This window comes from Actinacidiphila glaucinigra, from assembly GCF_035918135.1.
Classification (GTDB): Bacteria; Actinomycetota; Actinomycetes; order Streptomycetales; family Streptomycetaceae; genus Actinacidiphila; species Actinacidiphila glaucinigra.
This window is the reverse complement of record NZ_CP109144.1, coordinates 5,146,566-5,171,067: the sequence shown is the minus strand read 5'-3', so window position 1 is coordinate 5,171,067 and position 24,502 is coordinate 5,146,566. Positions and strand designations below refer to the sequence as shown.

The 24,502-nt window shown below is 72.4% G+C and carries 20 protein-coding genes; 10 read left to right on the top strand and 10 right to left on the bottom strand.

Annotation, left to right across the window (positions count from 1 at the left end):
- Window positions 1-16: 16 nt before the first annotated feature.
- Complete coding sequence (locus OIE69_RS23220) at window positions 17-2,422, bottom strand: D-alanyl-D-alanine carboxypeptidase (protein ID WP_326575216.1); 2,406 nt, start codon at window positions 2,420-2,422, stop codon at window positions 17-19.
- A gap of 250 nt (window positions 2,423-2,672) precedes the next feature.
- Between OIE69_RS23220 and OIE69_RS23215 the strand changes: the two genes are divergently transcribed.
- From OIE69_RS23215 to OIE69_RS23205, 3 genes are all read left to right on the top strand, one after another.
- On the top strand, window positions 2,673-3,383 hold the full coding sequence (locus tag OIE69_RS23215) for a GOLPH3/VPS74 family protein (protein ID WP_326575214.1): 711 nt from the start codon (window positions 2,673-2,675) through the stop codon (window positions 3,381-3,383).
- A 247-nt stretch (window positions 3,384-3,630) separates the two neighbouring features.
- A complete protein-coding gene (locus OIE69_RS23210) occupies window positions 3,631-4,488 on the top strand; it encodes a helix-turn-helix domain-containing protein (RefSeq protein WP_326575212.1) in 858 nt (285 codons plus the stop codon).
- 161 nt (window positions 4,489-4,649) lie between these two features.
- Entirely contained in the window at window positions 4,650-4,859 is a 210-nt protein-coding gene (locus OIE69_RS23205) for a DUF397 domain-containing protein (protein ID WP_326575210.1), read from the top strand.
- 79 nt (window positions 4,860-4,938) lie between these two features.
- On the opposite strand, the gene OIE69_RS23200 is transcribed toward OIE69_RS23205, so the two are convergent.
- Window positions 4,939-5,784 carry a hypothetical protein gene (locus tag OIE69_RS23200; RefSeq protein WP_326575208.1) on the bottom strand — a complete coding sequence of 282 codons (846 nt, stop codon included), beginning with the start codon at window positions 5,782-5,784 and terminating at the stop codon, window positions 4,939-4,941.
- A gap of 105 nt (window positions 5,785-5,889) precedes the next feature.
- Here OIE69_RS23200 and OIE69_RS23195 point away from each other — a divergent pair, with 105 nt between their 5' ends.
- From OIE69_RS23195 to OIE69_RS23185, 3 genes are all read left to right on the top strand, one after another.
- On the top strand, window positions 5,890-7,083 hold the full coding sequence (locus OIE69_RS23195; protein WP_326575206.1) for an aminotransferase-like domain-containing protein: 1,194 nt from the start codon (window positions 5,890-5,892) through the stop codon (window positions 7,081-7,083).
- A 51-nt stretch (window positions 7,084-7,134) separates the two neighbouring features.
- Entirely contained in the window at window positions 7,135-7,920 is a 786-nt protein-coding gene (locus OIE69_RS23190) for an SDR family oxidoreductase (RefSeq protein ID WP_326575204.1), read from the top strand.
- A 281-nt stretch (window positions 7,921-8,201) separates the two neighbouring features.
- Window positions 8,202-9,734 carry a sodium:solute symporter family protein gene (locus OIE69_RS23185; RefSeq protein ID WP_326575202.1) on the top strand — a complete coding sequence of 511 codons (1,533 nt, stop codon included), beginning with the start codon at window positions 8,202-8,204 and terminating at the stop codon, window positions 9,732-9,734.
- 95 nt (window positions 9,735-9,829) lie between these two features.
- Here the strand turns inward: OIE69_RS23185 and trxA are convergent, their stop codons facing one another.
- Window positions 9,830-10,165 (bottom strand): thioredoxin, encoded by a 336-nt coding sequence (gene trxA / locus OIE69_RS23180; RefSeq protein WP_326575200.1) that lies wholly within the window; start codon window positions 10,163-10,165, stop codon window positions 9,830-9,832.
- On the bottom strand, window positions 10,162-10,581 hold the full coding sequence (locus OIE69_RS23175; RefSeq protein WP_326575198.1) for a MerR family transcriptional regulator: 420 nt from the start codon (window positions 10,579-10,581) through the stop codon (window positions 10,162-10,164). The genes trxA and OIE69_RS23175 overlap by 4 nt, the downstream gene beginning before the upstream one ends.
- A 122-nt stretch (window positions 10,582-10,703) precedes the next feature.
- Here OIE69_RS23175 and OIE69_RS23170 point away from each other — a divergent pair, with 122 nt between their 5' ends.
- The 4 genes from OIE69_RS23170 to OIE69_RS23155 all read left to right on the top strand — a co-directional run bounded on the left by OIE69_RS23170 (window position 10,704) and on the right by OIE69_RS23155 (window position 15,979).
- Complete coding sequence (locus OIE69_RS23170; RefSeq protein WP_326575196.1) at window positions 10,704-13,277, top strand: bifunctional FO biosynthesis protein CofGH; 2,574 nt, start codon at window positions 10,704-10,706, stop codon at window positions 13,275-13,277.
- Between the two features lie 202 nt (window positions 13,278-13,479).
- The gene (locus tag OIE69_RS23165; RefSeq protein WP_455550599.1) at window positions 13,480-14,217 is read left to right on the top strand and encodes an SCO2400 family protein; all 738 of its coding nucleotides are present in this window, start codon (window positions 13,480-13,482) and stop codon (window positions 14,215-14,217) included.
- A 16-nt stretch (window positions 14,218-14,233) separates the two neighbouring features.
- Window positions 14,234-14,704, top strand: coding sequence for a hypothetical protein (locus OIE69_RS23160; protein WP_326575193.1), 471 nt, complete (start codon window positions 14,234-14,236; stop codon window positions 14,702-14,704).
- 168 nt (window positions 14,705-14,872) lie between these two features.
- Window positions 14,873-15,979 carry an ADP-ribosylglycohydrolase family protein gene (locus OIE69_RS23155; protein WP_326575191.1) on the top strand — a complete coding sequence of 369 codons (1,107 nt, stop codon included), beginning with the start codon at window positions 14,873-14,875 and terminating at the stop codon, window positions 15,977-15,979.
- Window positions 15,980-15,996: 17 nt separating this feature from the next.
- On the opposite strand, the gene OIE69_RS23150 is transcribed toward OIE69_RS23155, so the two are convergent.
- From OIE69_RS23150 to OIE69_RS23125, 6 genes are all read right to left on the bottom strand, one after another.
- Window positions 15,997-16,827 carry an LLM class F420-dependent oxidoreductase gene (locus OIE69_RS23150; protein WP_326575189.1) on the bottom strand — a complete coding sequence of 277 codons (831 nt, stop codon included), beginning with the start codon at window positions 16,825-16,827 and terminating at the stop codon, window positions 15,997-15,999.
- A gap of 100 nt (window positions 16,828-16,927) precedes the next feature.
- Window positions 16,928-18,667: an N-acyl-D-amino-acid deacylase family protein gene (locus OIE69_RS23145; RefSeq protein ID WP_326575187.1), complete on the bottom strand. Its 1,740-nt coding sequence runs from the start codon at window positions 18,665-18,667 to the stop codon at window positions 16,928-16,930.
- Window positions 18,668-18,827: 160 nt separating this feature from the next.
- Window positions 18,828-19,949 carry an LLM class flavin-dependent oxidoreductase gene (locus tag OIE69_RS23140; RefSeq protein WP_326575185.1) on the bottom strand — a complete coding sequence of 374 codons (1,122 nt, stop codon included), beginning with the start codon at window positions 19,947-19,949 and terminating at the stop codon, window positions 18,828-18,830.
- Window positions 19,950-20,042: 93 nt separating this feature from the next.
- On the bottom strand, window positions 20,043-20,807 hold the full coding sequence (locus OIE69_RS23135) for an SDR family NAD(P)-dependent oxidoreductase (RefSeq protein ID WP_326575183.1): 765 nt from the start codon (window positions 20,805-20,807) through the stop codon (window positions 20,043-20,045).
- Between the two features lie 12 nt (window positions 20,808-20,819).
- Window positions 20,820-21,692, bottom strand: coding sequence for a TIGR03619 family F420-dependent LLM class oxidoreductase (locus tag OIE69_RS23130; protein WP_326575181.1), 873 nt, complete (start codon window positions 21,690-21,692; stop codon window positions 20,820-20,822).
- A gap of 305 nt (window positions 21,693-21,997) precedes the next feature.
- Complete coding sequence (locus tag OIE69_RS23125) at window positions 21,998-23,233, bottom strand: amidohydrolase family protein (protein ID WP_326575179.1); 1,236 nt, start codon at window positions 23,231-23,233, stop codon at window positions 21,998-22,000.
- Window positions 23,234-24,502 lie beyond the last annotated feature (1,269 nt).

The window sequence follows — 24,502 nt, the reverse complement described above, 5'->3', positions numbered from 1 at the left end:
GCGGGGCCGACCCGGGTCAGGCGACCCGGGTCAGCTTCGAGCCGAAGGAGGGTGCGACGAGGGCCGACTCCAGCAGGACCGGGACCCGGACCATGCTGTCGCCCTTGCCGACGACCAGTTCACCGACCTGGTCACCGGCGTTCGCCGTGTGCGGGAGGCCCGCCTTTCCGGCCTCCACCGAGATGTCGACCTTGAGGCCCGCCCAGCCGATCGCGGTGACGTCCTTCCCGGCCACCACCGGGGTGCGGCCGCCGAGGCCGTCGTCGACGTAGCCGACGACGTCGCCCTTCTTGATGATCGAGGCCGAGGTGAGCGCGTCCCGCGTGCCGTCGATCAGGGTGTGGCTGCGGCTGAGGACCGTGTCGATGATCGGCGCCTTCTGCTGGTCGAGCATCGCGCCGACGATCAGCTGCCTGGTGCCGCCGATCGTGCGGTAGGCGGCGAAGAGCAGGTTGCCGCCGGCCTTGGTGCTGGTGCCGGTCTTGATGCCGACGATGCCGTTGTAGCCGGACAGCCGGTTGTAGTTCTTCTGGATGTTGCCGTTGATGTCCGTGTACTCGATCTTGCCGGCGATCTCGGCGAAGACCGGGTCCTTCATCGCCGCGTGGCCCAGTTTGACCTGGTCGCTCGCGGTGCTGACGGTGGTCGCCTCCAGGCCGCTCGGGTCGGTGTACGTCGTGTCGTCCATCCCGAGTTCCCTGGCGGCGGCGTTCATCTTCTTCACGAACGCCGCCTCCGATCCCGCGTCCCAACGGGCCAGCAGGCGGGCGATGTTGTTGGCCGAGGGCAGCATGACGGCCTCCAGCGCCTCGTACTCGCTGAGCTTCTGCCCGGCGGTGACGGGGACGACGGACTCCGACTCCTGCATGCCGCTGTGGTACTGGTCCTCGGCCTTCTGGTCGACCTCGACGGTCTTGCCCTTGCCGCCCTTCTTGATCGGGTGGTCGCGCAGGATGACGTAGGTCGTCATCACCTTGGCGACGCTCGCGATCGGCGTCGGCTCCTGCTCGCCGAACTCGCCCATGCGGCCGAGGCCCTCGGCCTCGACGACGGCCTGGCCCTCGCTGGGCCACGGGAGCGCGAGCTCGTCGCCCTTGAAGGTGTACGAGGTCTCGGCGGTCGACTCCAGCTCCGGCTCGGGCAGCGGACGCAGTGCCTGCGCCACGCAGAAGGCCACGATCAGCAGCAGGACCAGCGGGGTCCAGATCTTGACCCGCCGCACGGTGGTCCGCAGCGGCGTCTGCGGCGGAGGCGGGGTGTTGGTCAGCTCCGCCAGCAGCCGCAGCGGCTCGTCGGGGTCGGGCGGCAGCGGCATCTGCTTCGTCCGCGAACCGACGCCGGGATCCGTGGTCTGCGGGGTCCGCGTGCTCTCCGCGGGCGCGGGTGCGGGCAGCGGGGCTCGCGGGGCCGCGGTCGGCCGGTCGTCGGTCCGCAGCGGGACAAACGTTCCGCCCGGCCGGGGAGGCGTCGCGACGGGCGCGGAGGCGGAGGGCGCGCGCAGGGTCAGGGTGCGGTCCCGGACCGGCGTGCCGGCGCCCTCCGTACGGGGCGCGCGCAGCGTGAGCGTGCCCTCCCCGACCCTGGGGCCGTCCTGTCCGCCCCCGGACGCCCCGCGCGCCCCGGGTCCGTCCTTGACGCCTCCGGGGCCCTTTGAGGGGCCTTCAGCGCCGCCGTCGCCGGGAGCGTCCGACGGGGCGTCGTCCCGGGACTCCTCGGGGGTGTCCTCCTGGGCGTCCTCCTGGGCGTCCTCCGGCGCCTGATCGACCGTGTCGGCGGCGGGGGCGCCGCCGGGCTCCGCTTCGGTGTCCGCCCCGGCGGACGGCTCCTCGCCGCGGTCGGCCTCCCCGGTGGCGGAACGCTCCTGCGGCTCGCCGGACTCCTCGGCTTCCGCCGCGTCCTGAGGCTCCGCCGCGTCCTCGGGCTCGGGCTCGGCCTCCACCGCCCCCTCGGGCTCGGGCTCCTCCGCCCGCGTCCCGTCGGCGGCCGGCTCGTCACCCGCGTCCTCGGCAGTGCCGGCTTCGGCCCCGTCCCGCTTCCCGCTCCCGTCCCCATCGCCGTCCGCGGCGGATTCCTCCGCGCCGGCCTCCTCGGCGACTGCGTCGCCGGTACGGGATTCCGCGCCGTCCCCCGCGTCGTCCGCCGGAGGGGCGTCCTCAGCGTCCGGCGTAGCGTCCTGCGCCCCGCCGTCCACGTCCGCTCCGTCGTCCGGCGTACCCGGAGCACTCGCGTCCGGCTCCGGTGCGCCCTCCGCTTCGGGCGGCCCCGGCGCGAACTCCGGTTCACCGGTGGCCGGTTCCGATGCGCCCCGGGGCGCTCCCACGACCCCGCGGAAGACCGTCAGCCGCGGATCCACCGCCCCGCCTCCGGTCCCCTCCCCCGACAACTCCTGCTGCTCCGCCCTGCCGGGGGACTCGCCCGCCACCGGACCTCCTCCACATCGCGCGATGCGCCGCCGCGGCGCCCCGCTCACCCTTACACCAGTTTCCAGGCCTCTGCCGTGAAGCCGCCGAGAGACCCGCCGTGGGACGCCCCGGCCCCCCGCGAGCCACCGCCGCCCTCGGTGCTAGACGAGAACGACATATGAGTCGGTTCCCGCACGAACGGGCAAGGCGCTCTCGACAGGCCGGTGTGAGAGGCGTCACCCTGTCATTCATCCACGCGGGGAGGCATGGATGGGCAGGAGCCGCAGAACACTTCCGGAGGAGCTACTGCTTCTCGCCCTGGACCCGGCCACGGGTACCACGGCGCAGCCGCAGTCGCTCGACCTTGGTCTTGCCGGGGCACAGCTAGTGGAGCTGGCCCTCGCAGGACGAATAGCCCCTGACGGGGATCGTATCGCCGTGGTGCACCCACGGCCGACAGGAGATCCGACCCTGGACTCCGCGCTCGAACTGCTGCGCCGTCGCGGCAGCCCCGTGCGCGCCGTCCACTGGATCGGCGGGCCCCGCCTGGGGCTGCGCCAGACGTATCTCACGCATCTGGAACGGTGCGGCATGGTGCACGCCGTGCCGGGGCAGATGTGCGGGGTGCTGCCGACCACGCGCTATCAGGCGACCGACAGCGAGGTCAGCCGGGAGATCAGGGCCCGGCTGGACAGCGCGATCCGCACCGGGGTGCCACCGGACCCGCGGACCGCCGCGCTCGCCGCGATCGCCCATGCCGTGGGGCTCGGCAAGCACCTGTACCCGGGCAACGAGGGCCGGTCGTCCCGATCGCGGCTCCGTGACCTGATCAGGTACGACCCCATGGGCGGCCTCGTCGCGCACGCCGTGATGGACGTGCAGAACGGTGCCGCCGCGCAGCCGAAACGCGCCCCCGCCCAGGGGCGTCCGGCGGCGGCCAGGGTGACGGGCCACGGCATGGTCCGCGCCGGCGTCCGCTGACCCGGGGTGTCCGGCGGCAGGGCCGGGACACCGTGACGACCGCGATCCCACCGCAACCGCAGCGCGCGGGGCGGCGACCGGCAACCGCCGGCCGCCGCCCCGCGCGCTTCCGTTTGTCCGCTCTTTTGAAGAGCGCAGCATATGACCAATTCCCAGCGGCGGGATGACCGATAGTGGCACTCTGCTGACCAGCAGTACATATCTGCAGAGAACACGGACCAGTCCGGAAACCGGAGGTGCACATCCCGTGGCCGCCAACGTCAATCCCACCGTCAGGCGACGCCGACTCGGCTCGGAACTGCGCAAGCTGCGCGAGCAGAAGGGAATGACCGCGGAGGAGGTCGCCGCCCGGCTGCTGGTCTCCCAGTCGAAGATCAGCAGGCTGGAGAACGGGCGCCGCAGCATCAGCCAGCGCGACGTGCGCGACCTGTGCAGCGTGTACGGGGTCGAGGACAGCCGCCTCGTCGACTCCCTGATGAACATGGCGCGCGAGTCCCGGCAGCAGGGCTGGTGGCACGCCTTCGGCGACGTCCCCTACAGCGTCTACATCGGTCTGGAGACCGAGGCCGAGTCCCTGCGCGTCTACGACTCCCTGGTGGTGCCGGGCCTGCTGCAGACCCGCAACTACGCCTCGGCCGTCATCGAGGGGACGCTCCCCGAGGCCACGCCCGAGCAGATCGAGAAGCGGATCGAGATCCGGCTGCGCCGCCAGGAGCGCGTCACCGACCCGGACTCGCCGCTGCGCTTCTGGGTGGTGATGGACGAGTCCGCGCTGCGCCGCGTCGTCGGCAGCAGGGACGTGATGCGCGAACAGCTGGAGTACCTGGCCCAGATGGGCACCCAGGCGCACGTCACGGTCCAGGTCCTGCCGTACGACGCAGGGGCGCACCCGGGCATGTCCGGCAACTTCGCGATCCTGGAGTTCGCCGACGCGACCGACTCCAGCGTCGTGTACATCGAGGGCGTCACGAGCGACCTGTACCTGGAGAAGCCGACGGACGTGCACGGCTACAGCGTCATGTACGAGCACCTGCGGGCACAGGCGCTCAGCGCTGAGCAGAGCCGGCAGTTCATCGCGGACGCCGCGAAAGAGTACGCACGCTGACTCTGCGGCAGGGAATGCCGCAGAGTACACCTGCGCCCCATGAGGCGGAAGACCTCCTGGAATATGCCACCCGTTGGGGGTAATAGCCGCTGTGGGCAGTGATGTTGGCGAGTAGCTTCGATCACGTCAGAGCTCTACGAAAGAGAAAGCTCGGAGCGATCATGGCTATTCAGCTCGGAAACACCAAGGCGTGGACCAAGTCCACTCGTTCCCAGGGAAATGGCGCCTGCGTCGAGGTGGCCTCCCGCACGACGTCGGCCGTCGACGTCCGCGACTCCAAGGACCCCTACGGCCCGGCGCTCGCCTTCCCCCCCGAGGCGTGGTCGGCGTTCGTCGCGGACGTGAGCCACGGTACGTACGACCTCGACTGAGCACCGTCGCAGTACCCGTACGGGCCCTCTCGACCGGCACGCCGTCCTGGCCGAGGGGGCTCACTGCCACCCTGACGCCCTATCCCCGCAGTTCGTCGACGTAGGTGTCGGTCCCCGGCACCGTGGGGACGAAGGGCGCGACGAGTTCGACCCGGCCGAGCCCCGTGCCGGCCACCTCGGTGTCCAGCCCCGTGAAGTGCTCCTCCCACACCTCGCGCGGGTCCCGCTGCAGGAACCACAGCAGCGTGAGCCGGGTGCCGACGCCCTCGACCTGCTTCACATAGGACATCCGCTCCAGCGGAAGCGGTGTGGGACGGAAGACGGTCACCATCGCCGAGGGCGAACCGGCCAGCCGCCGCGGCAGGTGGCGGTCGCGCAGCAGGTCGAGCAGCGCGTCGCACCGCTGCGGGGTGTCGGTGTCGATCACCTCGACGACCAGCCCCGTGTAGGGGTGGTCGAGCGCGTGGAAGTCCCGGGGGCCGTCCGGGCCGTCGCGGTAGACGGTGACGGCGTGGTCCTGGAAGGCGGTGAAGACGTGGGTGCGGTCGTGGTGGACGCGGGCGTCCCGGTTGAGGCGCCGGTTGATGGCGACGGTCCACTTCATGTGGTCCGCGTAGCGCCCGGCCGTGATCCAGTACACGGTGATGTAGCAGCCGTCGGTGACCGGCTGGGCGACCGCGGACTTCTCCGGGTAGCGCAGTGACTGCAGGTCGCGGGTGGCCACCCAGCGGCGTCCGGCGTACATCCAGGGCATGGCCATGGCGCCGGCGATGAAGTGGTCGTCCTCGTACCAGCGGTTGTAGGCGTACTCGTGGCCGGGGTGCGGCTCGACCATGGTGATCAGGGCGTGGCCGAGGCCCGGGCCGTAGGGGCCGACGGAGGCCAGTTCGGCGTAGAGCTCGCTGCGGGTGTCTTCTTCGGTCATGCCTCCGGTTTAGCTGACGGGGTGTCAGATAAGGAAGCCCGTGGCGGCACCCGACATATCTGGGTACGGTCCGCGAAATCGCCCGCGACCGTGAAGGAGCCCGCCATGCGCGCCGCCGTCCCCGGCCTCGCCACCCGTGCCACCACCGTCGGCGGCTCACCGGTACGGGAGATCCTCGCGCTGACCGCCCGTCCGGAGGTGATCTCCTTCGCCGGCGGACTGCCCGCCCCCGAACTCTTCGACGCAGCGGCGATACGCGCGGCGTACGACCGCGTGCTCGCCGAGGCGCCCGAGCGGGTGCTGCAGTACTCCACCACCGAGGGGGACCCCGCGCTGCGCGGGGCGGTCGCCGGCCGGCTCACCCGGGCCGGACTGCCCACCGGCCCGGACGACCTGGTCGTCACGGGCGGCTCCCAGCAGGCTCTCACCCTGATCTCCACCGCCCTGCTGGAGCCCGGGGACGTCGTCCTCGTGGAGGACCCGGGCTACCTGGCGGCGCTGCAGTGCTTCGCCTTCGCGGGCGCGCGCGTGGTGCCCGTCCCCTCCGACGCGGACGGCATCGACCCGATGTCGCTGGAGTCGGCCGTCGTCCGCGAGCAGGCCAAGCTGCTCTATCTTGGGCCGACCTTCCAGAACCCCACGGGCCGCACGACCACCGCCGAGCGCCGGCAGGCGATCGCCCGGGTCGCCGAGCGGCTCGGGCTGTGGATCGCGGAGGACGACCCGTACGGGGAACTGCGCTACGACGGCGAGGCGCAGCCGTGGATCGCCTCGCACGAGGCCGCCGCCGACCGGACGGTCCTGCTCGGCAGCCTGTCCAAGATCATGGCGCCCGGGATGCGGCTCGGCTGGCTGCGCGCCCCGGCCGCGCTGCGCCGCGCGTGCGTGGTCGCCAAGCAGTCCGCCGACCTGCACACCTCGACCGTGGACCAGGCCGCCGCCGCCCGCTACCTCGCCGATTCCGACCTCGACGCCCACCTGGACCGGGTCCGCACCGCCTACCGTGAGCGGCGGGACGCCCTGCTGGCCGGACTGCCCGGCGCGCTGCCCGAGGGCAGTTCGTGGCACCGGCCCGAGGGCGGCATGTTCGTCTGGGCCCAGTTGCCCGCCGGGTACGACGCGACGGAGCTTCTGCCCCGGGTGGTGGCGCATGACGTGGCCTATGTGCCGGGGGCGCCCTTCTACGCCGGCGAGCCCGACCGCGCCGCGCTGCGGCTGTCGTTCGTGACGCACACCCCGGACGAGATCGGGGAGGGGCTGCGCAGGCTCGCCAAGGCCCTGGCCATCGCGGGCGGCTGAGCCTATTCTGACGGTCCGTCAGTTCATCCGTACGGGTGGGGGTGGTGGGTCGTGCTGCTGCGCGACAAGACCGTCGTGGTGTCCGGGGTCGGGGCCGGTCTCGGACAGCGCGTCGCCCAGGCCGTCGTCCGCGACGGCGGGAACGCGGTGCTCGGGGCCCGCACCGAGGCACACCTCGCCAAGGCGGCCGCCGAGATCGACCCCGCGGGCACCCGTGTCGCCTGGCGCGCCACCGACATCAAGGACGCCGCACAGTGCGAGGCACTGGCCGCCCTCGCCGAGGAGCGTTTCGGCGCGATCGACGCGGTCGTCCACGTGGCCGCCATGGACGGCTACTTCGGCGGTCTGGCGGACGCCGACTTCGAGACCTGGAAGACCGTGCTGGACGTCAACCTGCTCGGCACGCTGCGGATGACCCGGGCCTGCCTGCCCGGCCTGCGCGGGCGCGGCGGCGGCTCGGTGGTCTTCATCGGCACCCAGTCCGCGGTGGCCGCGCCCTCCCAGGTGCGCCAGGCGGCGTACGCGTCCTCCAAGGGCGCGCTGACCTCGGCGATGTACTCGCTCGCCCGCGAGCTGGGCCCGGACCGGATCCGGGTCAACACGGTGCTCCCGGGCTGGATGTGGGGCCCGCCGGTCCAGGCCTTCGTCGGCTTCACCGCGCACACCGAGGGCGTGCCCGAGGACGAGGTGCTGCACCGGCTCGCCGACCGGATGGCGCTGCCCGAACTGGCCACGGACGGCGACGTGGCGGAGGCCGCGGTCTTCCTGGCCTCCGACCGGGCGCGCGCGATCACCGGGCAGTCGCTGCTGGTGAACGCGGGCGAACTGATGCGCTGACAGGGGGCGGACGGAGCCCGGACGGGCTCCGTCCGGCGTGCGGTCGTTCCGGCGAAGTACCCGCTCATCGTGGGGCGCCAGGCAGGTTCACAACAACGCGAAGTAAGGTCAAGAACAAGTAAAATCGTTCTACTCGCTGATCGGTGTTCATGTCCTTGAATGCCGATGGTCTTGACCAGCCCCCTTCCAGGCGGTTCAATCTGGGGCGCCGCCCCGCGACGGACGTACCGGCGAAGTGCGCTCCCGTTCACAAGGCGGACCCCTGGAAGGGGCAACAACGCATGAATGGTCTCGACTGGGCCGTACTCATCGGCTACTTCGGCGTGATGGTCGCCATCGGCCTGTGGTCCCACAAACGGGTCGACGACGTCAGCGACTTCTTCACCGCGGGCGGCCGCATGCCCTGGTGGCTGTCCGGCATCTCGCACCATATGTCCGGCTACAGCGCGGTGATGTTCACCGGTTACGCCGGCATCGCCTACACCTACGGCGTCACCTCGTACGTCACCTGGTCCTTCCCCATCGCCATCGGCATCGCCATCGGCGCCAACCTCTTCGCGCCCCGGCTCAACCGCCTGCGCTCCCGGCTGCACGTGGCCTCGCCGCTGGAGTACCTGAAGAACCGCTACAACGTCCCGACCCAGCAGGCCCTCGCCGTCTCCGGCGTGCTGCTCAAGATCGTGGACGTGGGCGCCAAGTGGGCGGCGATCGCCACCCTCCTGTCGGTCTTCACCGGGGTCTCCCTCAACCAGGGCATCCTCATCACCGGCGCCGTCACCGCCGTCTACTGCACGGTCGGCGGACTGTGGGCGGACGCCCTCACCGAGCTGGGCCAGTTCGTCATCCAGCTGCTGGCCGGCCTCGCCATGCTGGTCGCCGTGCTGGGCGAGATCGGCGGGGTCAGCGGGCTGTGGACGGTCTGGGACAAGCTGCCCGACAACCACACCGCGCCGACCGCCGGCCCGTACACCCTGACCTTCCTGCTGGCGTACCTGTTCATCAAGACGTTCGAGTACAACGGCGGCATGTGGAACCAGGCCCAGCGCTACATGGCCACGAGCAACGCCCGGGAGGCCACCCGCTCCGCCCGGCTGTCGGCCCTGCTGTGGTTCGTCTGGCCGCTGGTCCTCTTCTTCCCGATGTGGGTCGCCCCGCTGCTGGTGAAGGCGCAGAAGCCGGACGCCTCCGACTCGTACGCCCTGCTGACCGAGCAGCTGCTGCCGCACGGCCTGCTGGGCCTGGTGGTCGTCGGCTTCTTCTCGCACACCATGGCGATGTGCTCCTCCGACGCCAACGCCATCGCGGCCGTCTTCACCCGGGACATCGCGCCGGTGCTGTCCAAGGCGGCGCGCGGCTGGGACTCACGGGCCGGGCTGATCGCCGCCCGGATCACCACCGTGGCCTTCCTCGCCCTGTCGATGGCGGTCGCCACCCAGGTCAACTCGCCGGCCTTCAAGGACATCATCACGGTCGTCATCAAGTGGGTGGCCGGTCTGATGGGCCCGATCGCGATCCCGTTCATGCTCGGGCTGCTGCGTACGTTCCGGAAGTCCGGCCCGACGGCGGCGCTGGTCTCCTGGGCGGCGGGCCTGTTCGCCTTCTGGCTCACCAACTACGGTCTGGACGGGGTCCAGCTGCAGATCCAGATCGTGACGCCGCTCGCGGTCAGCCTCGTGCTGTACGTGCTCATCGGCTTCGTCAAGCCCGAGGACACCCCGGAGCGCGACGCGGTCCTGGCGCAGATCAACTCCGACGGGGACGGGGGCGACGCGGCCGCCGCCGCGACACTGCCCGAGGAGCCCGCGAAGGCCTGACGGCCGGGTCCCGGGGCGGTCCTTCACCCGCCCCGGGACCCGCGTGATGCCTGCGCGTCGGCGGCTCGGGCGGGGTCGCAGCGGCGCCCGCCCCCTCACAGGACGTCGGCGAGCTCCTGCAGCAGCCGCCGCTTCGGCCGCGCCCCCACCAGGGACTTCACCGGCTCGCCCGACCGGAAGACCATCAGCGTCGGCATCGACAGGACGCCGTAGGCCGACTGGGTCTGCGGGTTGCGGTCCACGTCGATCAGGACGACCTTCAGCCGGCTCTCCTCCTCGCGGGCGACCTCCGCCAGGACCGGGGCGATCTGGCGGCAGGGCCCGCACCAGTCGGCGGTGAACTCCACCAGGACCGGCCCCTCGGCCCGCAGCACCTCCTCGGCGAACGTCGCGTCGGTCACCTCGGTCAGGCCTGCGGTGTGCGTCGTCATCGCGTACTCCCCTCGCTTGCCTCGCAACTGAACTCACAGCGCGGTTCGGACGCGTCCCCGGCCGAGGCCAGCTCCGCATGGGCGAGCTGCGAGCCGAGCCGCTCGCGGACCTCCGTCAGGCGGGCGATGCACTCGTCGAGCTCGGCCAGCTTGCGCCGGTAGACCTCGATCGAGGCGTCGCACGAGTCCCCCTCCGGGTGGCCGGCCCGCAGGCAGTCCACGAACGGGCGGGTGTCCTCCAGTTCGAAGCCGAAGGCGCGCAGCGCCTGGATCTGCCGGAGCATCCGCAGGTCCTGCTCGTCGTAGGCCCGGTAGCCGTTGCCCGCACGCCGGGCACGCAGCAGGCCGAGCGCTTCGTAGTGGCGCAGGGCGCGGGTGGTGGTCCCGGCCCGTTCGGCGAGTTCTCCGATCCGCATGCCCCGACGGTAGACCTTGACGCGGACGTCAAGGCCAGCCCGGATATTCCCCGTCGGGGCCCCGCGGCCCGGTGATCCTCCCGACACAGCCGACTGACGTATGCCGCACCTATCCTCGGAGGATGACCCAGACTCCTCCCACCGCCAACAGCATGCGCCGTGCCCTGAGGCGTGCCCGTGACGGCGTCGCGCTCGACACCGCGGAAGCCGCGGTGCTGCTCCAGGCGCGGGGGGAGGACCTCGCCGCCCTGACGCAGAGCGCGGCCCGGGTGCGGGACGCCGGTCTGGAGGCGGCGGGACGGCCGGGGATCATCACCTACTCCAAGAGCGTCTTCATCCCGCTCACCCGTCTGTGCCGGGACAAGTGCCACTACTGCACCTTCGTGACCGTCCCCGGCAAGCTGCGGCGGGCCGGGCACGGGATGTTCATGTCCCCGGACGAGGTGCTGGAGATCGCCCGGCGCGGTGCCGAACTCGGCTGCAAGGAAGCCCTGATCACGCTCGGGGACAAGCCGGAGGAGCGCTGGCCGGAGGCCCGCGAGTGGCTGGACGCCCACGGCTACGACGACACCATCGCCTACGTCCGGGCGATGTCCGTCCGGATCCTGGAGGAGACGGGGCTGCTGCCGCACCTCAACCCCGGGGTGATGAGCTGGACGGACTTCCAGCGGCTGAAGCCGGTCGCGCCCTCGATGGGCATGATGCTGGAGACGACCGCGACCCGGCTGTGGAGCGAGCCCGGCGGTCCCCACTACGGCTCCCCCGACAAGGAACCGGCCGTACGGCTGCGGGTGCTGGAGGACGCCGGGCGCAGCTCCGTGCCGTTCACCAGCGGGCTGCTCATCGGCATCGGGGAGACGTACGAGGAGCGCGCCGAGTCGCTGTTCGCCCTGCGGAAGGTCGCCCGGTCGTACCACGGCATCCAGGAGCTGATCATCCAGAACTTCCGCGCCAAGCCGGACACCGCGATGCGCGGCATGCCGGACGCGGAACTGGACGACCTGGTGGCCACGGTGGCCGTCGCCCGGCACATCATGGGCCCGTCGGCCTGTCTGCAGGCGCCGCCGAACCTGGTGGACGCGGAGTACGCCAGGCTGATCGGGGCCGGCATCGACGACTGGGGCGGTGTGTCCCCGCTGACCCCGGACCACGTCAACCCCGAGCGCCCCTGGCCGCAGATCGAGGAGCTGGCGGAGCGCTCGGCGGAGGCGGGCTTCGCGCTGCGCGAGCGGCTCTGCGTCTACCCGGAGTTCGTCCGGCGCGGCGAGCCGTGGCTGGACCCGCGGCTGCTGCCGCACGTGACCGCGCTGGCCGACCCCGCCACCGGCCTGGCGCGCGAGGACGCCGAGGTCACCGGCCGTCCGTGGCAGGAGCCCGAGGAGGTCTTCACCGCCGCGGGCCGCACCGACCTGCACCGCACCATCGACACCGAGGGCCGCACCGGCGACCGCCGCCAGGACTTCGACGAGGTGTACGGGGACTGGGAGGCGCTGCGCGAACAGGCCGCGCCCGGTCTGGTCCCGGACCGCATCGAGGCGGACGTGCGCACGGCGCTGTCCGTGGCGGCCGACGACCCCACGAAGCTGACCGACGCCGAGGCGCTCGCCCTCCTGCACGCCGACGGTGCGGCGCTGGACGCGTTGTGCCGGATCGCCGACGACGTCCGGCGCGACGCGGTCGGCGACGAGGTCACCTACGTCGTCACCCGCAACATCAACTTCACCAACGTCTGCTACACCGGCTGCCGTTTCTGCGCCTTCGCCCAACGGCGCACCGACGCCGACGCCTACACCCTGTCCCTGTCCCAGGTCGCCGACCGCGCCGAACAGGCCTGGCAGGTCGGCGCCACCGAAGTCTGCATGCAAGGCGGCATCCACCCGGACCTGCCCGGCACCGCCTACTTCGACATCGCCCGCGCCGTCAGGGAACGCGTCCCCGGCATGCACGTGCACGCCTTCTCCCCCATGGAGGTCGTCAACGGCGCCACCCGCACCGGCCTGTCCATCCGCGAATGGCTCACCGCCGCCAAGGAAGCCGGGCTCGACTCCGTCCCCGGCACCGCCGCCGAAATCCTCGACGACGAAGTCCGCTGGATCCTCACCAAGGGCAAACTCCCCGCCGCCACCTGGGTCGAGGTCATCACCACCGCCCACGAACTGGGCCTGCCCTCCTCCTCCACCATGATGTACGGCCACGTCGACCAGCCCCACCACTGGCTCGCCCACCTGCGCCTGCTCGCCGAGATCCAGCAGCGGACCGGCGGCTTCACCGAATTCGTCACCCTCCCCTTCATCCACACCAACGCACCCGTCTACCTGGCCGGCATCGCCCGCCCCGGCCCCACCCTGCGCGACAACCGCGCCGTCACCGCCATGGCCCGCCTGCTGCTCCACCCCCACATCCGCAACATCCAGACCAGCTGGGTCAAGCTCGGCACCGACGGCGCGGCCGAAATGCTCCGCTCCGGCGCCAACGACCTCGGCGGCACCCTGATGGAGGAGACCATCTCCCGCATGGCCGGCTCCAGCTACGGTTCCCACCGCTCCATCCGCGACCTCGTCGCCATCGCCGACGCCGCCGGCCGACCCGCCCGCCAGCGCACCACCACCTACGGCGAGGTACCCGCCGAGCGCATCGCCGCAGGTCTGGCCTCCGACGGCCACCTCCCGGAGCTCCTGCCGGTGCTGGAGGACTGAGCCGGGGCGCGGCCCCCGGCCGCGCCCCTCGGCAACCTGTGCAAAAGAGTCCGAGCAACTCTCCAAAAGCGTCACACAGGCTGCGCAGCTCCTTCGGGAGGTGTCGTTAGCGTTGCTGGCCGTCCGCCCTGCACGGAGAACGTGCGCGCGGACCTGCCGCCGATGTCCCCCGGCGCCGCTGTCAGCACAGAAAGACTCGGAGATGGACTACTGCTCCTCCTGCCGTCGGCATCTCAACGGGGCTCTCGTGTGTCCGGGGTGCGGCGCCTACGCACCCGACATCGCCCCACCGATGTGGCAGGGCCCGGACTCGGCCGCCGAACGGGAGAGGCTCCGCGACGGGGACGACCCCGATGATCCCGACGGCAGCGAACAGGGCGACGCCGACCCTTCCCTGCAGGGCCGCGCGGCGCGGCGACGGCAGCTCGAACGCTGGAAGAAGAACCGGCGGCGCGCCGCGGCCGCCACGGCCGTGGCACTCGTCGGCGGCGGCCTCACCGTCGCGGCGCTGCCGCACGGCGGCTCGAGGGGTCAGGCCGACACGGCCGCGGCCGCCGAGCCACTGACGCCGGCCACCACTCGTACCCTGCCGCTCTCCTCGATCCCCGCACAGCCCGGTGACGCCACGCACCGCCCCGGTCAGCGCACGCACCCCACCACCGCGGCGCCCCGCGGTGACGCAACCCGCGCCGCACCGTCCGCCGCGAGCACCACCGCGCCGGCCCGCACCGCCCCGCAGGGCGACACCGGTTCCCGGGTACGCGCGGTCACGACCGCCCCCACTCCCGCGGACACCGCTCCGCACACCACCGCGCCCTCGTCCGCCCCCCAACCTCCCGCGGACGTCCCGGCCACTCCCCCCACGACGACGGCGACCCCCACGCCGTCGGCAACGAAGTCACCGATGCAGTTGTGCCTCCTGGTGCTCTGCGTCGGCTGACCGAAAGGAACGACACGTGTCAAGCAGCTACGCCGATCACGACCGCCGCCGCGTCAACGCCTGGCGGTTGTGGGGCGTCGGAGCCGTGGCCGCGGTGCTCGCCGGCCTGCTGGCCAAGTCCGGCATCCTGGTCGCGCAGAGATTCCTGCTGCTGCCGCTCTTCGCCCCCCAGGGCTACGGGGTGTGGCGGGACGCCGCCGCCACCGCCTACGTCCTCGGGGCGGGGCTCATCGCGCTCGCCGCGACGCTGCTGCTGCGCGTCCTGCTCGCCACGACGCCGCGCGCCATGCTGTTCTTCGGCTGGATCATGACCGCGCTGACCTTCTTCGCCGTGGTGGTCCCGCTGACCCTGCACCGCTCCAACGAGATGCTGGCCGCCTGCGTGGTCAACCTGTTCATCGGGCTGATCGTCACCTCCCTGCTCGCGGGTGCGGCCCGCTGGGCACTGACCCGCGGCGGCCGGGCTCCCCGGCCCGCCTGGCGGTGACGCGTCTGGCAGACGCCTGAGCCCCGAACCCCGAAGGCCTCCGCTGCCCCGGCAGCGGAGGCCTTGCCTTGCTCCGTGCGTGACCGGCCACATTCCGTTCGCGACCGGAAGCCGACCGATCTGGGTCGATTACAGTGCTTGGTCGGGTCGAGCAGAGAGGCGTTGGTCATGAGCGGGGCCGTATGGGGGCGTGCCGAGCAGCAGGACTTCCGCAGCCGGGTGCGCGGTTGTCTGCTCGGCGGCGCGATCGGCGACGCCCTCGGCGCCGGCGTCGAGTCCGACTCGCTGGCCGCCATACGGCAGGCGCACGGCGAGGACGGGGTCACCGACTACGTGCCGGCGTACGGGCGGCGGGGTGCCGTCACCGACGACACCCAGATGACGCTGTTCACCGCCGAGGGCCTGATACGCGCCCAGGTGCGCCGCGACGCCGGGGCCTGGCACCCGCCCACCGATGTGCACCGCTCCCACCTGCGCTGGGCGGCCACCCAGAACACCTGGGGGCCCGACGAACGCCGCAAGGACACCGGCTGGCTGGCCCGCGAGGAGTGGCTGTACGCGCGCCGCAACCCCGGCAGGGCCTGCCTGACCGGGCTCGGCGACGAGCACATGGGCACCCTCGGCAGCCCCAAGAACCCGCAGTCCAAGGACTGCGGCACGGTCATGCGGTCCGCGCCGTTCGGGCTGCTGGTCGGCTGGGAGCCGCACCTGGTGTTCCAGCTCGCCGCCGAGTGCGCCGCGCAGACGCACGGTCACCCCACCGGTGTCCTGGCCGCCGGGGCGTTCGCCGTCATCGTCCACGGGCTGGCCCGGGGCGAGGCGCTGGACGGCGCCGTGCAGCACGCGCTGGCCCTGATCGCGGCGCGCCCCGGGCACGAGGAGACCTCCGCGGCCCTGCAGGCCGCGCTCGGCGCCGTACGCCAGGGACTGCCCGGCGCGGAGCGGGTGGAATCCCTGGGCGCGGGCCGGACGGCGGAGGAGGCGCTCGCCGTCGGCGTCTACTGCGCCCTGGTCGCCGAGGACGTGCGGCACGGGCTGCTGCTCGCGGTCAACCACTCCGGGGACAGCGACTCCACCGGCTCGATCTGCGGCAACCTGCTCGGCGTGCAGCACGGCGAGACCGCCCTGCCCCCGGCGTGGGTCGCGGAGCTGGAGGGCCGGGGCACCATCCTCGAACTCGCCGACGACTTCGCCATGGAGACGACGCAGGGACCCGCGCTGCACGGGCCCGGCGGCGCCTCCGCGGCATGGCTGGAGCGCTACCCCGTCGACTGACCCGCCCGGCCGGCGGGTCAGAGGTACCGCGCGTAGTCGTCGAGGGTGCGCAGCACGTCCGCCGTTCCCGCGGACGGCAGTTGCAGCACGACCTCCTCCATGCCCTGGTCCCGGTAGTACGCCAGCTTGCCCGCATTGGGCCGCACCGCGTACGGCACGACCCGGAGCGACTCCGGGTCCCGGCCGGCGTCCTCCCACACACGGCGCAGACGCGGCACGCTCTCCGCCAGTCCGCCGCCGCCGATCGGCATCCAGCCGTCGGCGTACTCGGCGATGTGCGCGAACAGCACGGGCCCCCCGGCCCCGCCGCACAGGATCCGGGGCCGCCCGCCCGAAACGGGCTTGGGCCAGGCGTGGCTGGCCTCGACCCGGCAGGAAGCGCCCTTGTACGCGGTCGGTTCCGGCGCCCACAGGGCACGCATGAGGGCCATCCGCTCCCGCACCAGTTCCCGGCGGCGCGGCCAGTCGATCCCGTGGTCGGCGGCCTCCTCCACGTTCCAGCCGAAGCCGACGCCGAGGGTGAACCGTCCGCCGGACAGGAAGTCCAGGCTCGCGACCTGCTTGGCCAGCACGATCGGATCGTGCTGCGCGACCAGCGCGACACCGGTCCCGAGCCGCAGTCGGTGGGTGACGGCCGCGGCCGCGGACAGGCCCACGAAGGGGTCGAGCGTACGGCCGTACTCGGATGGCAGCGGGCCGCCCATGGGCGCGGGGGTGCTGCGGCTGACCGGGATGTGCGTGTGCTCCGGGAGGTAGAGGCCGTCGAAGCCGCGCTCCTCCAGTTCCCGGGCGAGCCGGACGGCGGGTACGGAACGGTCGGTCAGGAAGATCGTGGTGGCGATCCGCATGGTGTCGTCGCACCTCCCGTGATGTGGGCCAACCGTACGCCCGTGCCGCGGGGCGCGGACGCCCCCGGCACGGTGTCCCGCGGCGGGGGGCGGCCCGGGGTCAAAGACCCGTGGGAACCGTGCGGGTGTCCCGCCCGGAACGCAGGACCCGGCCGGGGACGGCCCCGGTGATCCCGTCGTCGCGGATCGTCTCCACGCCGTTGACCCGCACGCTGACCACGCCCTGGGCCCTGGAGTCCAGGCGCGGGCTGTCGCCCGGGAGGTCGTGCACGAGGGTGGCGGTGCCCGCGTCGATCCGCTCGGGGTCGAGGAGCACCAGGTCGGCCTGGTACCCCTCGGCGATCCGGCCGCGCCCGCGGAGCCCGAACAGCCGCGCCGGGTCGTCGGTGAGCATCCGCACCGCCTTCTCCAGCGGGAGCAGCCGGCGGCCGCGCAGGCAGTCGCCGAGGAACCGGGTGGTGTACGGCGCCCCGCACATGCGGTCCAGGTGCGCGCCTGCGTCCGAGCCGCCGAGCAGCACGTCCTCGTGCTCCCAGGTGGTGCGCCGCAGCTCCCAGCTGTCCGGGTCGTTGTCGGTGGGCATGGGCCACAGCACCGTCCGCAACTCGTCGGCCGCGCAGATCTCGACGAGGGTGCGGAAGGGGTCCTGCCCCCGTTCCGCGGCGATGTCCCGCACCACCCGGCCGCTGACCCCGGCGCGGCGGTTCTCCTCGGAGTACGTGTCCCCGATGACGTACCGCCCGAAGTCGGCCAGCCTGCGGAAGACGCCCGCCTCGGGGCTGACGGCGCGGCGGAGCATCCCGGCGCGGACCTCCGGGTCGCGCAGCCGGGCGATGCGCTCGGGGACGGGCAGGGAGAGGATCTCGCCCCAGCCGGGGATGAGGTTGAGGGCGCAGAAGGTGCCGAGCGACATGTTCATGGGGGTCAGGATCGGCATCGTCAGCGCGACGACGCGGCCCCCGGCCTTGCGGGCCCGCTCGGAGGCCTGCAACTGGCGGGGCACCCGCTCCGGGACGGCGGAGTCGACGGTGAGCACGTTCCAGTTGAGCGGGCGGCCCGCGGCGACGCTCATGTCGACGAAGAGGTCGATCTCGTCGTCGGAGAAGGTGTCCAGGCACCCGGCGACGATCGCCTCGATCTGCGTCCCCTCGTGCTCCCCGACGGCCCGGGAGAGCGCGAGCAGTTCCGCGGGCCGGGCGTGCCGCGAGGCCACCGGGCGGCCGTCGCCGTCGGAGTGGGTGGAGGACTGGGTCGTCGACAGGCCCCAGCCGCCGGCCTCCATGGACTCGTGGAAGAGCCGCAGCATGCGGTCGAGCTGCTCCGGTGAGGGCTGTCCGCCGACGGCGTCGGGCCCCATCACATGGCGGCGCAGCGCGCAGTGGCCCACCATGAAGCCGGCGTTGACGGCGATCCGGCCCTCCAGGGCGTCCAGGTACTCCCCGAATCCCCGCCAGCTCCAGTCGACGCCGGACTCCAGGGCCTTGAGCGACATGCCCTCGACCTTGGACATCATCCGGCGTGTGTAGTCGGCGTCCTCGGGCCTCAGCGGCGCCAGGGTGAAGCCGCAGTTGCCGCCGGCGACGGTGGTGACCCCGTGGTTCATGGAGGGGGTCGCGAACGGGTCCCAGAACAGCTGGGCGTCGTAGTGGGTGTGCGGGTCGACGAAGCCGGGGGTGAGGACCAGCCCGGTCGCGTCCTCGGTGGTCCGTGCGGGCTCCTCGGTCCGGCCGGGCGGCGTGACCGTGGCGACCCGTCCGTCCCGCAGGCCGACGTCGGCCGTGCGGGCCGCCGCACCGGTGCCGTCGACGAGCGACGCGCCGCGGATCAGGTGGTCGAGCATGCGTGGTCCCTCCTCCTGCTGGGGCCGCGGGCGGGTACCCCGCCGCGCGGTGTGGCCCCCGGCCGGCCGCGGGCGCGGCGGGCCGCCGCCGCGGTACCGGACCGGTCCGGGGGCCGGGCGGCGGTCCGGGACGGCGCCGCCCTGTCGGTGGCCCGCGGCGTCACGCCGCCCGGCGGAAGCGGGTGGTCCGGTGCACCGGGTCCGTGTCGATCTTGGGGATGACGTGCTCCCCCACCAGCTTGATCGTGCGCATCGTGTCCTCGAAGGGGACGCCCACCGGCAGCCCGAACGACAGCTGGTCGGCCCCCGCGGACTCCCAGCGCCTGCACTGCTTGAGCGCGTCGTCGGGATCGCCGCAGATCATCAGTTCCTCGTCGAGGAGCATCTCGACGAGCTCCTCGGTGTACGTCGGCAGCAGCTCGGGCCACTGCGGGATGTACTCCGGGCGCGGGAAGGTGTCGTGGTAGCGGAAGACCAGCGACTGCAGGTAGTTGAGGTTGCTGCTCGCGGCGACGCGGATGGCTTCCTTGCGGGTCTCGGCCACGATCGCGGTGGTCGTCACCATGACGTTGTCGTTGACGAAGTCGCCGATGGGCTCGGCGTCGCGCACCGCGGTCTTGTACTTCTCCAGCACCCACTCCATGTCGGAGACCTTCTGGACGCTGAAGCCCAGCACGCCGAGTCCCTTGCGGGCGGCCATGGCGTAGGAGGGCGGCGACCCGGCGGCGTACCACATCGCGGGGTGCGACTTCCCGTACGGCTTGGGGAACACCTTGCGGGGCGGCAGGGACCAGTGCTTGCCCTGGAAGCCCGGGTACTCCTCGTTGAGCCACATCTTCGGGAACTCGCCGACGGTCTCCTCCCAGATCTCCTTGGTGGCGTTCATGTCCGTGACGCCGGGGAGGAAGCCGAGGATCTCGTGGCTGCCGGCGCCGCGCCCGGTGCCGAACTCGAAGCGTCCGTCGGAGAGGTGGTCGAGCATGGCGACCTTCTCGGCGACCTTGACGGGGTGGTTCACCTGCGGGAGGGGGTTGAAGATGCCCGACCCGAGGTGGATCCGCTCGGTGGCGTGGGTGAGGTAGCCGATGTAGACGTCGTTGGCGGACAGGTGCGAGTACTCCTCGAGGAAGTGGTGCTCGCTGAACCACGCGTACTTGAAGCCCGACCGGTCCGCCTGGACGACGTACTCGGTCTCCTCCATCAGCGCGTGGTGCTCGGCCTGCGGGTCGACCTCCGAGCGGAACTTGGGCACATATCCCTGTACGAAGATCCCGAATTCCAAGGGGTTCACCGTCCCTAGCTTTTCTGACGGATCGTCAGATTCCCGCTCCGACTCTTCCACCGGCGACGGGGGAGGTCAATACCTGATCGCGCGTCAGAAGACCTGGACCCCGGCCAGCCAGCCGCCGTCGACGACGAACGGCTGCCCAGTGACGTACGAGGAGTCGTCACTGGTCAGGAAGAGCGCGAGCCGCGCGACCTCCTCCGGGCGCCCGATCCGGGCGAGCGGCACGAGCTTGCCGTACAGCCGGTCCAGGGCCTCCGCGGGGACGGACTCCCCGGGGTTGGACATGGGGGTGTCGATCGCGCCCGGGCACATCGCGTTGACCCGTATGCCCTTGGGCGCCAGCTCCATGGCGGCCACCCGCGTCATGCCGACGACGGCCGCCTTGGTCGCGGCGTACGAGATCACTCCGGCCATACCGGTCAGCGCCACATAGGAGGCGGTGTTCACGATCGTGCCGCCGCCGGCCGCCGCGAGCAGCGGGGCCGCGGTGCGCATCCCCAGGAAGGCGCCGACCTGGTTGACCTGGACGACCTCCTGGAACTCCGTGAGCGGGGTGTCGACCAGCGCGTTGAAGCGCAGGATGCCGGCGTTGTTGACCAGCCCGTCCAGCCGGCCGAAGGCGTCCGTGGCGGCGTCCAGGGCCGCGGCCCAGTCCGCCTCGCTCGTCACGTCCAGGTGGACGTAGCGCGCCCGGTCGGCGCCGATCCCCTCCGCCACGGCCGCGCCCCGCTCGTCCAGCACGTCCCCGAGGACGACCCGCGCCCCCTCCGCCGCGAAGAGCAGCGCCTCCTGCTCACCCTGTCCGCGCGCCGCGCCGCTGATCAGTACGACCCGGCCGTCCAGCTTGCCCATGTCCGTCACTCCCTACGCGTCGAGGTGCGGCGCCACGCCGTCGGCGAACGCCTCCATCTGGTCGAGCAGTTCCGCCGCCCCGCGACTGCGGAACCTCACCTGGATCTGGTCCACCCCCATCGCGCCGTACTCCCGCAGCGACTCGGCCAGCGCCTCCGGCTTCCCGGTCAGGGTGCGCCGCCCCACCGGCCACTCCGGCTCGCCGACGTACAGGGGCTCCGCGATCACCCCGATGGTGATCGGCACCCCGCCGCGCAGCCTGCGCAGCCGGGCGATCTGCCCGGGCATGGCCTCCCGGGAGTCCCCCTGCGGCAGCCAGCCGTCGCCCTTGAGCGCCGCGCGCCGCACCGCCGCGGGCGACGAGCCGCCCACCCACACCGGGACCGGCCGCTGCACCGGCTCCGGCTTCTGCTCCCCCGCCGCGAAGTGCGCCCGCACCGCGTCGATCGCCTGGTCCAGCAGCGCGCCGCGCCGCTCGAAGTCCACCCCGAGCGCCTCGAACTCCTCCCGCACGTGCCCGGCTCCGACCCCGAGGACGAGCCGGCCCCCGGAGAGGTGGTCCAGGGTCGCGTACTGCTTGGCGGTGAGCTGCGGGTGCCGCAGCCCGATCACCGCCACATGGCTCAGCAGCCGTACCCGCGTCGTCACGGCGGCCAGGAAGGCGAGCGTGGCGACGGGGTCGTACCAGGTGGCGCTCATCGCGGGGGCCAGCCGGGGCGGGATGGCCACGTGGTCGCAGCACCCGATGTAGGCGAAGCCGAGCCGGTCCGCCGCCCGTGCGACGTCCACCAGGTCGCCCGGCGGCGCCGCGGCCTCCCACGGCTCCGCGTAGAGGGTGCTCAGGGATTGCACCGGCAACTGCATGCCGTACGCGGTCTTGGTCATGCCGCCATGGTCGGACCTGACGGACCGTCAGACAAGGGTCGGCGCACCCCGAACTCCGGGGCGGCCAGGTCGACGGTGAAGGTGGCGTACCGCCCGTCGACCTCGGCCGGCACGAGGCTCGTCGATGCCGAACCCCGGCAACCGGGGCCCGTCGATGCGCACGCCGAACGCCGCGTCGTCCACCCGGTACAGGCCGTCCCGGGCCGGGACCCGGCCCGTCAGCCACAACTCGGCGATCATGGGGGAAACACATCAGGCGGCCGCGCACGGTACGCGACGCGGCCGCCGACGGCGGGCGAACCCTGTCAGCCCGCGCCCCCGCCCGGCCCGGGCCACAGACCCTCCGGGGTCAGCTCCAGCAGTTCGATCGCGTTGCCCCGCACGATCCGCTCGACGACGTCCGGGGCGAGGTGGCCCATCTGGGCCTCGCCGACCTCGCGGGACTTGGGCCAGGTCGAGTCGGAGTGCGGGTAGTCGGTCTCGTACAGGACGTTGCCGACGCCGATCGCGTCGATGTTGCGCAGGCCCACCGCGTCGTCGAAGAAGCACCCGTACACGTGCTCCCGGAACAGCTCCGAGGGCGGCCGCAGCACCTTGTCGGCCACTCCGCCCCAGCCGCGGTTCTCCTCCCAGACGACGTCGGCGCGCTCCAGGATGTACGGGATCCAGCCGATCTGGCCCTCCGCGTACATGATTCGCAAGGAGGGGAAGCGGTCGAAGATCCCGGACATCAGCCAGTCGACCATGGAGAAGCAGCAGTTGGCGAAGGTGATCGTGGAGCCGACCGCGGGCGGCGCGTCGGCCGAGGTGGACGGCATGCGCGAGGACGAGCCGATGTGCATCGCGATGACCGTGCCGGTCTCGTCGCAGGCGCGCAGGAAGGGGTCCCACGCCTCGGTGTGGACGGACGGCAGTCCCAGGTGCGGCGGGATCTCGGAGAAGCAGACGGCCCGCACCCCGCGCGCGGCGTTGCGCCGCACCTCCGCGGCGGCCAGCTCCGCGTCCCACAACGGGATGAGGGTGAGCGGGATCAGCCGGCCGCCGGCCTGCGGTCCGCACCACTCCTCGACCATCCAGTCGTTGTAGGCGCGCACGCACAGCAGCCCCAGCTCCCGATCCTCGGCCTCGGTGAAGGTCTGGCCGCAGAAGCGCGGGAAGGTGGGGAAGCAGAGGGCGGACTGCACATGGTTGACGTCCATGTCCGCCAGCCGCTCGGGGACGCTGTAGGAGCCGGGACGCATCTGCTCATAGGTGATCGCCTCCAGCCGCACCTCGTCCCTGCTGTAGCCGACGGCGGTGTCCAGGCGGGTCAGCGGGCGCCGCAGGTCCTCGTAGACCCACCAGTCGGCGACGGGCCCCTCGCCGCCGGGCTCGCCCATGCGCGGGGTGAACCTGCCGCCGACGAAGGTCATCGACTCCAGGGGCGCGCGCACGATGCGCGGTGCGCGGTCCCGGTACGCCGACGGGAGCCGGTCCCGCCAGACGTTGGGGGGCTCGACCGTGTGGTCGTCCACCGAAATGATCCTCGGGAAGGTCTCCATGGGGCCACGGTAGCGCGAATCTGACGGACCGTCAGTAGGGCTGTGGGCGGCCGGCTGCCGCGTGCGGGCGGCTGCGCCGGGCTGCCCGGTTGTCGTGTGCGGGTTGTTTGCGCCTGCGGGCGGGTGCCCCGGGCTGCCTAGTTGTCGTGTGCGGGTTGTTTGCGCCTGCGGGCGGGTGCCCCGGGCTGCCTAGTTGTCGTGTGCGGGTTGTTTGCGCCTGCGGGCGGGTGCCCCGGGCTGCCCGGTTGTCGTGTGCGGGTTGTCTGCGCCTGCGGGCCGGGTGCCCCGGGCTGCCCGGTTGTCGTGTGCGGGTTGTCTGCGCCTGCGGCGTGCTGTCCCCCGCCCTCCCTCCCGATTGCCCGGCGCGGTTGGTGCGGGCCTCGCGCGGTTCGTGGTGGGCCGGGTGCGGGGCCTCCGGGGCTGCACGTCCTGGACTGGGTTATTTACGTGCATGGCGGGCGGTCCAAGTAGGAACCCCGGATGCCGCACACAAATATCCCGCAGCGTCCAGAACATCCACCCCTACGACCCCGCCCCCTCCCTGTGACGGGGCGACTGACGGCCGGAGGGTGGTCAGAGAGCGGTCCGGGGTTGCCGCACACGTCCCACCGAACGCCCACAACCACAACCGTCAGGCGCTCCATGGAAACCCCCAGCTGATCACGGAGCGGATCGGACCGGCGGGGCTACCGGCGCGCGCGGGCGTTGGTCGCCCTGCTGAGCGGCCCGTCGCCGTGTGCGCGTTCCCGCTCTCCCTCAGCCTTCGGCCAGGGGCAGCCTCATCCGGCGCGGTCGGTGTGGTCCCAAGACTGAACCCGGTTGCGGTCGGCCACTCACCGCAGGGCAGAGTGCGCCCCCACCCCCACGCTCTGCCGTGCCGCGGGCCAGCGATGCGCGCACCCTTGAGCGGCCTGCGGCCAGAGGACCCCCTACTGGGGCCAGTTCCCAGCGGTGTGGGGAGGGGCGCCCCCCATCACCCCCCACCGGCCGTTGGTCGCCTTCCGAAACGGAGGGGGCGGGGTCGTAGGGGTGGATGTTCTGGACGCTGCGGGATATTTGTGTGCGGCACAGACGGCACCAATTGGACCGCCCGCCATGCACGTAAATAACCCAGTCCAGGACGTGCAGCCCCGGAGGCCCCGACCCCGGCCCACCCACGCACGCGCGCAGGCCCGCACCAACCGCGCCGGGCAATCGGGAGGGAGGGCGGGGGAGAAACTGCAACCGCAACCACAACGCACCCGCACACACCCACCGGCCGCAAGGAAA

Bases quoted from the DNA above. Each gene is read 5' to 3' on its own strand.
- OIE69_RS23215 (WP_326575214.1), top strand. From the start codon at position 2,673: ATGGGCAGGAGCCGCAGAACACTTCCGGAGGAGCTACTGCTTCTCGCC.
- OIE69_RS23205 (WP_326575210.1), top strand. From the start codon at position 4,650: ATGGCTATTCAGCTCGGAAACACCAAGGCGTGGACCAAGTCCACTCGT.
- OIE69_RS23200 (WP_326575208.1), bottom strand. From the start codon at position 5,784: ATGACCGAAGAAGACACCCGCAGCGAGCTCTACGCCGAACTGGCCTCC.
- OIE69_RS23195 (WP_326575206.1), top strand. From the start codon at position 5,890: ATGCGCGCCGCCGTCCCCGGCCTCGCCACCCGTGCCACCACCGTCGGC.
- OIE69_RS23185 (WP_326575202.1), top strand. From the start codon at position 8,202: ATGAATGGTCTCGACTGGGCCGTACTCATCGGCTACTTCGGCGTGATG.
- trxA (WP_326575200.1), bottom strand. From the start codon at position 10,165: ATGACGACGCACACCGCAGGCCTGACCGAGGTGACCGACGCGACGTTC.
- OIE69_RS23175 (WP_326575198.1), bottom strand. From the start codon at position 10,581: ATGCGGATCGGAGAACTCGCCGAACGGGCCGGGACCACCACCCGCGCC.
- OIE69_RS23170 (WP_326575196.1), top strand. From the start codon at position 10,704: ATGACCCAGACTCCTCCCACCGCCAACAGCATGCGCCGTGCCCTGAGG.
- OIE69_RS23165 (WP_455550599.1), top strand. From the start codon at position 13,480: ATGGACTACTGCTCCTCCTGCCGTCGGCATCTCAACGGGGCTCTCGTG.
- OIE69_RS23155 (WP_326575191.1), top strand. From the start codon at position 14,873: ATGAGCGGGGCCGTATGGGGGCGTGCCGAGCAGCAGGACTTCCGCAGC.
- OIE69_RS23150 (WP_326575189.1), bottom strand. From the start codon at position 16,827: ATGCGGATCGCCACCACGATCTTCCTGACCGACCGTTCCGTACCCGCC.
- OIE69_RS23145 (WP_326575187.1), bottom strand. From the start codon at position 18,667: ATGCTCGACCACCTGATCCGCGGCGCGTCGCTCGTCGACGGCACCGGT.
- OIE69_RS23135 (WP_326575183.1), bottom strand. From the start codon at position 20,807: ATGGGCAAGCTGGACGGCCGGGTCGTACTGATCAGCGGCGCGGCGCGC.
- OIE69_RS23130 (WP_326575181.1), bottom strand. From the start codon at position 21,692: ATGACCAAGACCGCGTACGGCATGCAGTTGCCGGTGCAATCCCTGAGC.
- OIE69_RS23125 (WP_326575179.1), bottom strand. From the start codon at position 23,233: ATGGAGACCTTCCCGAGGATCATTTCGGTGGACGACCACACGGTCGAG.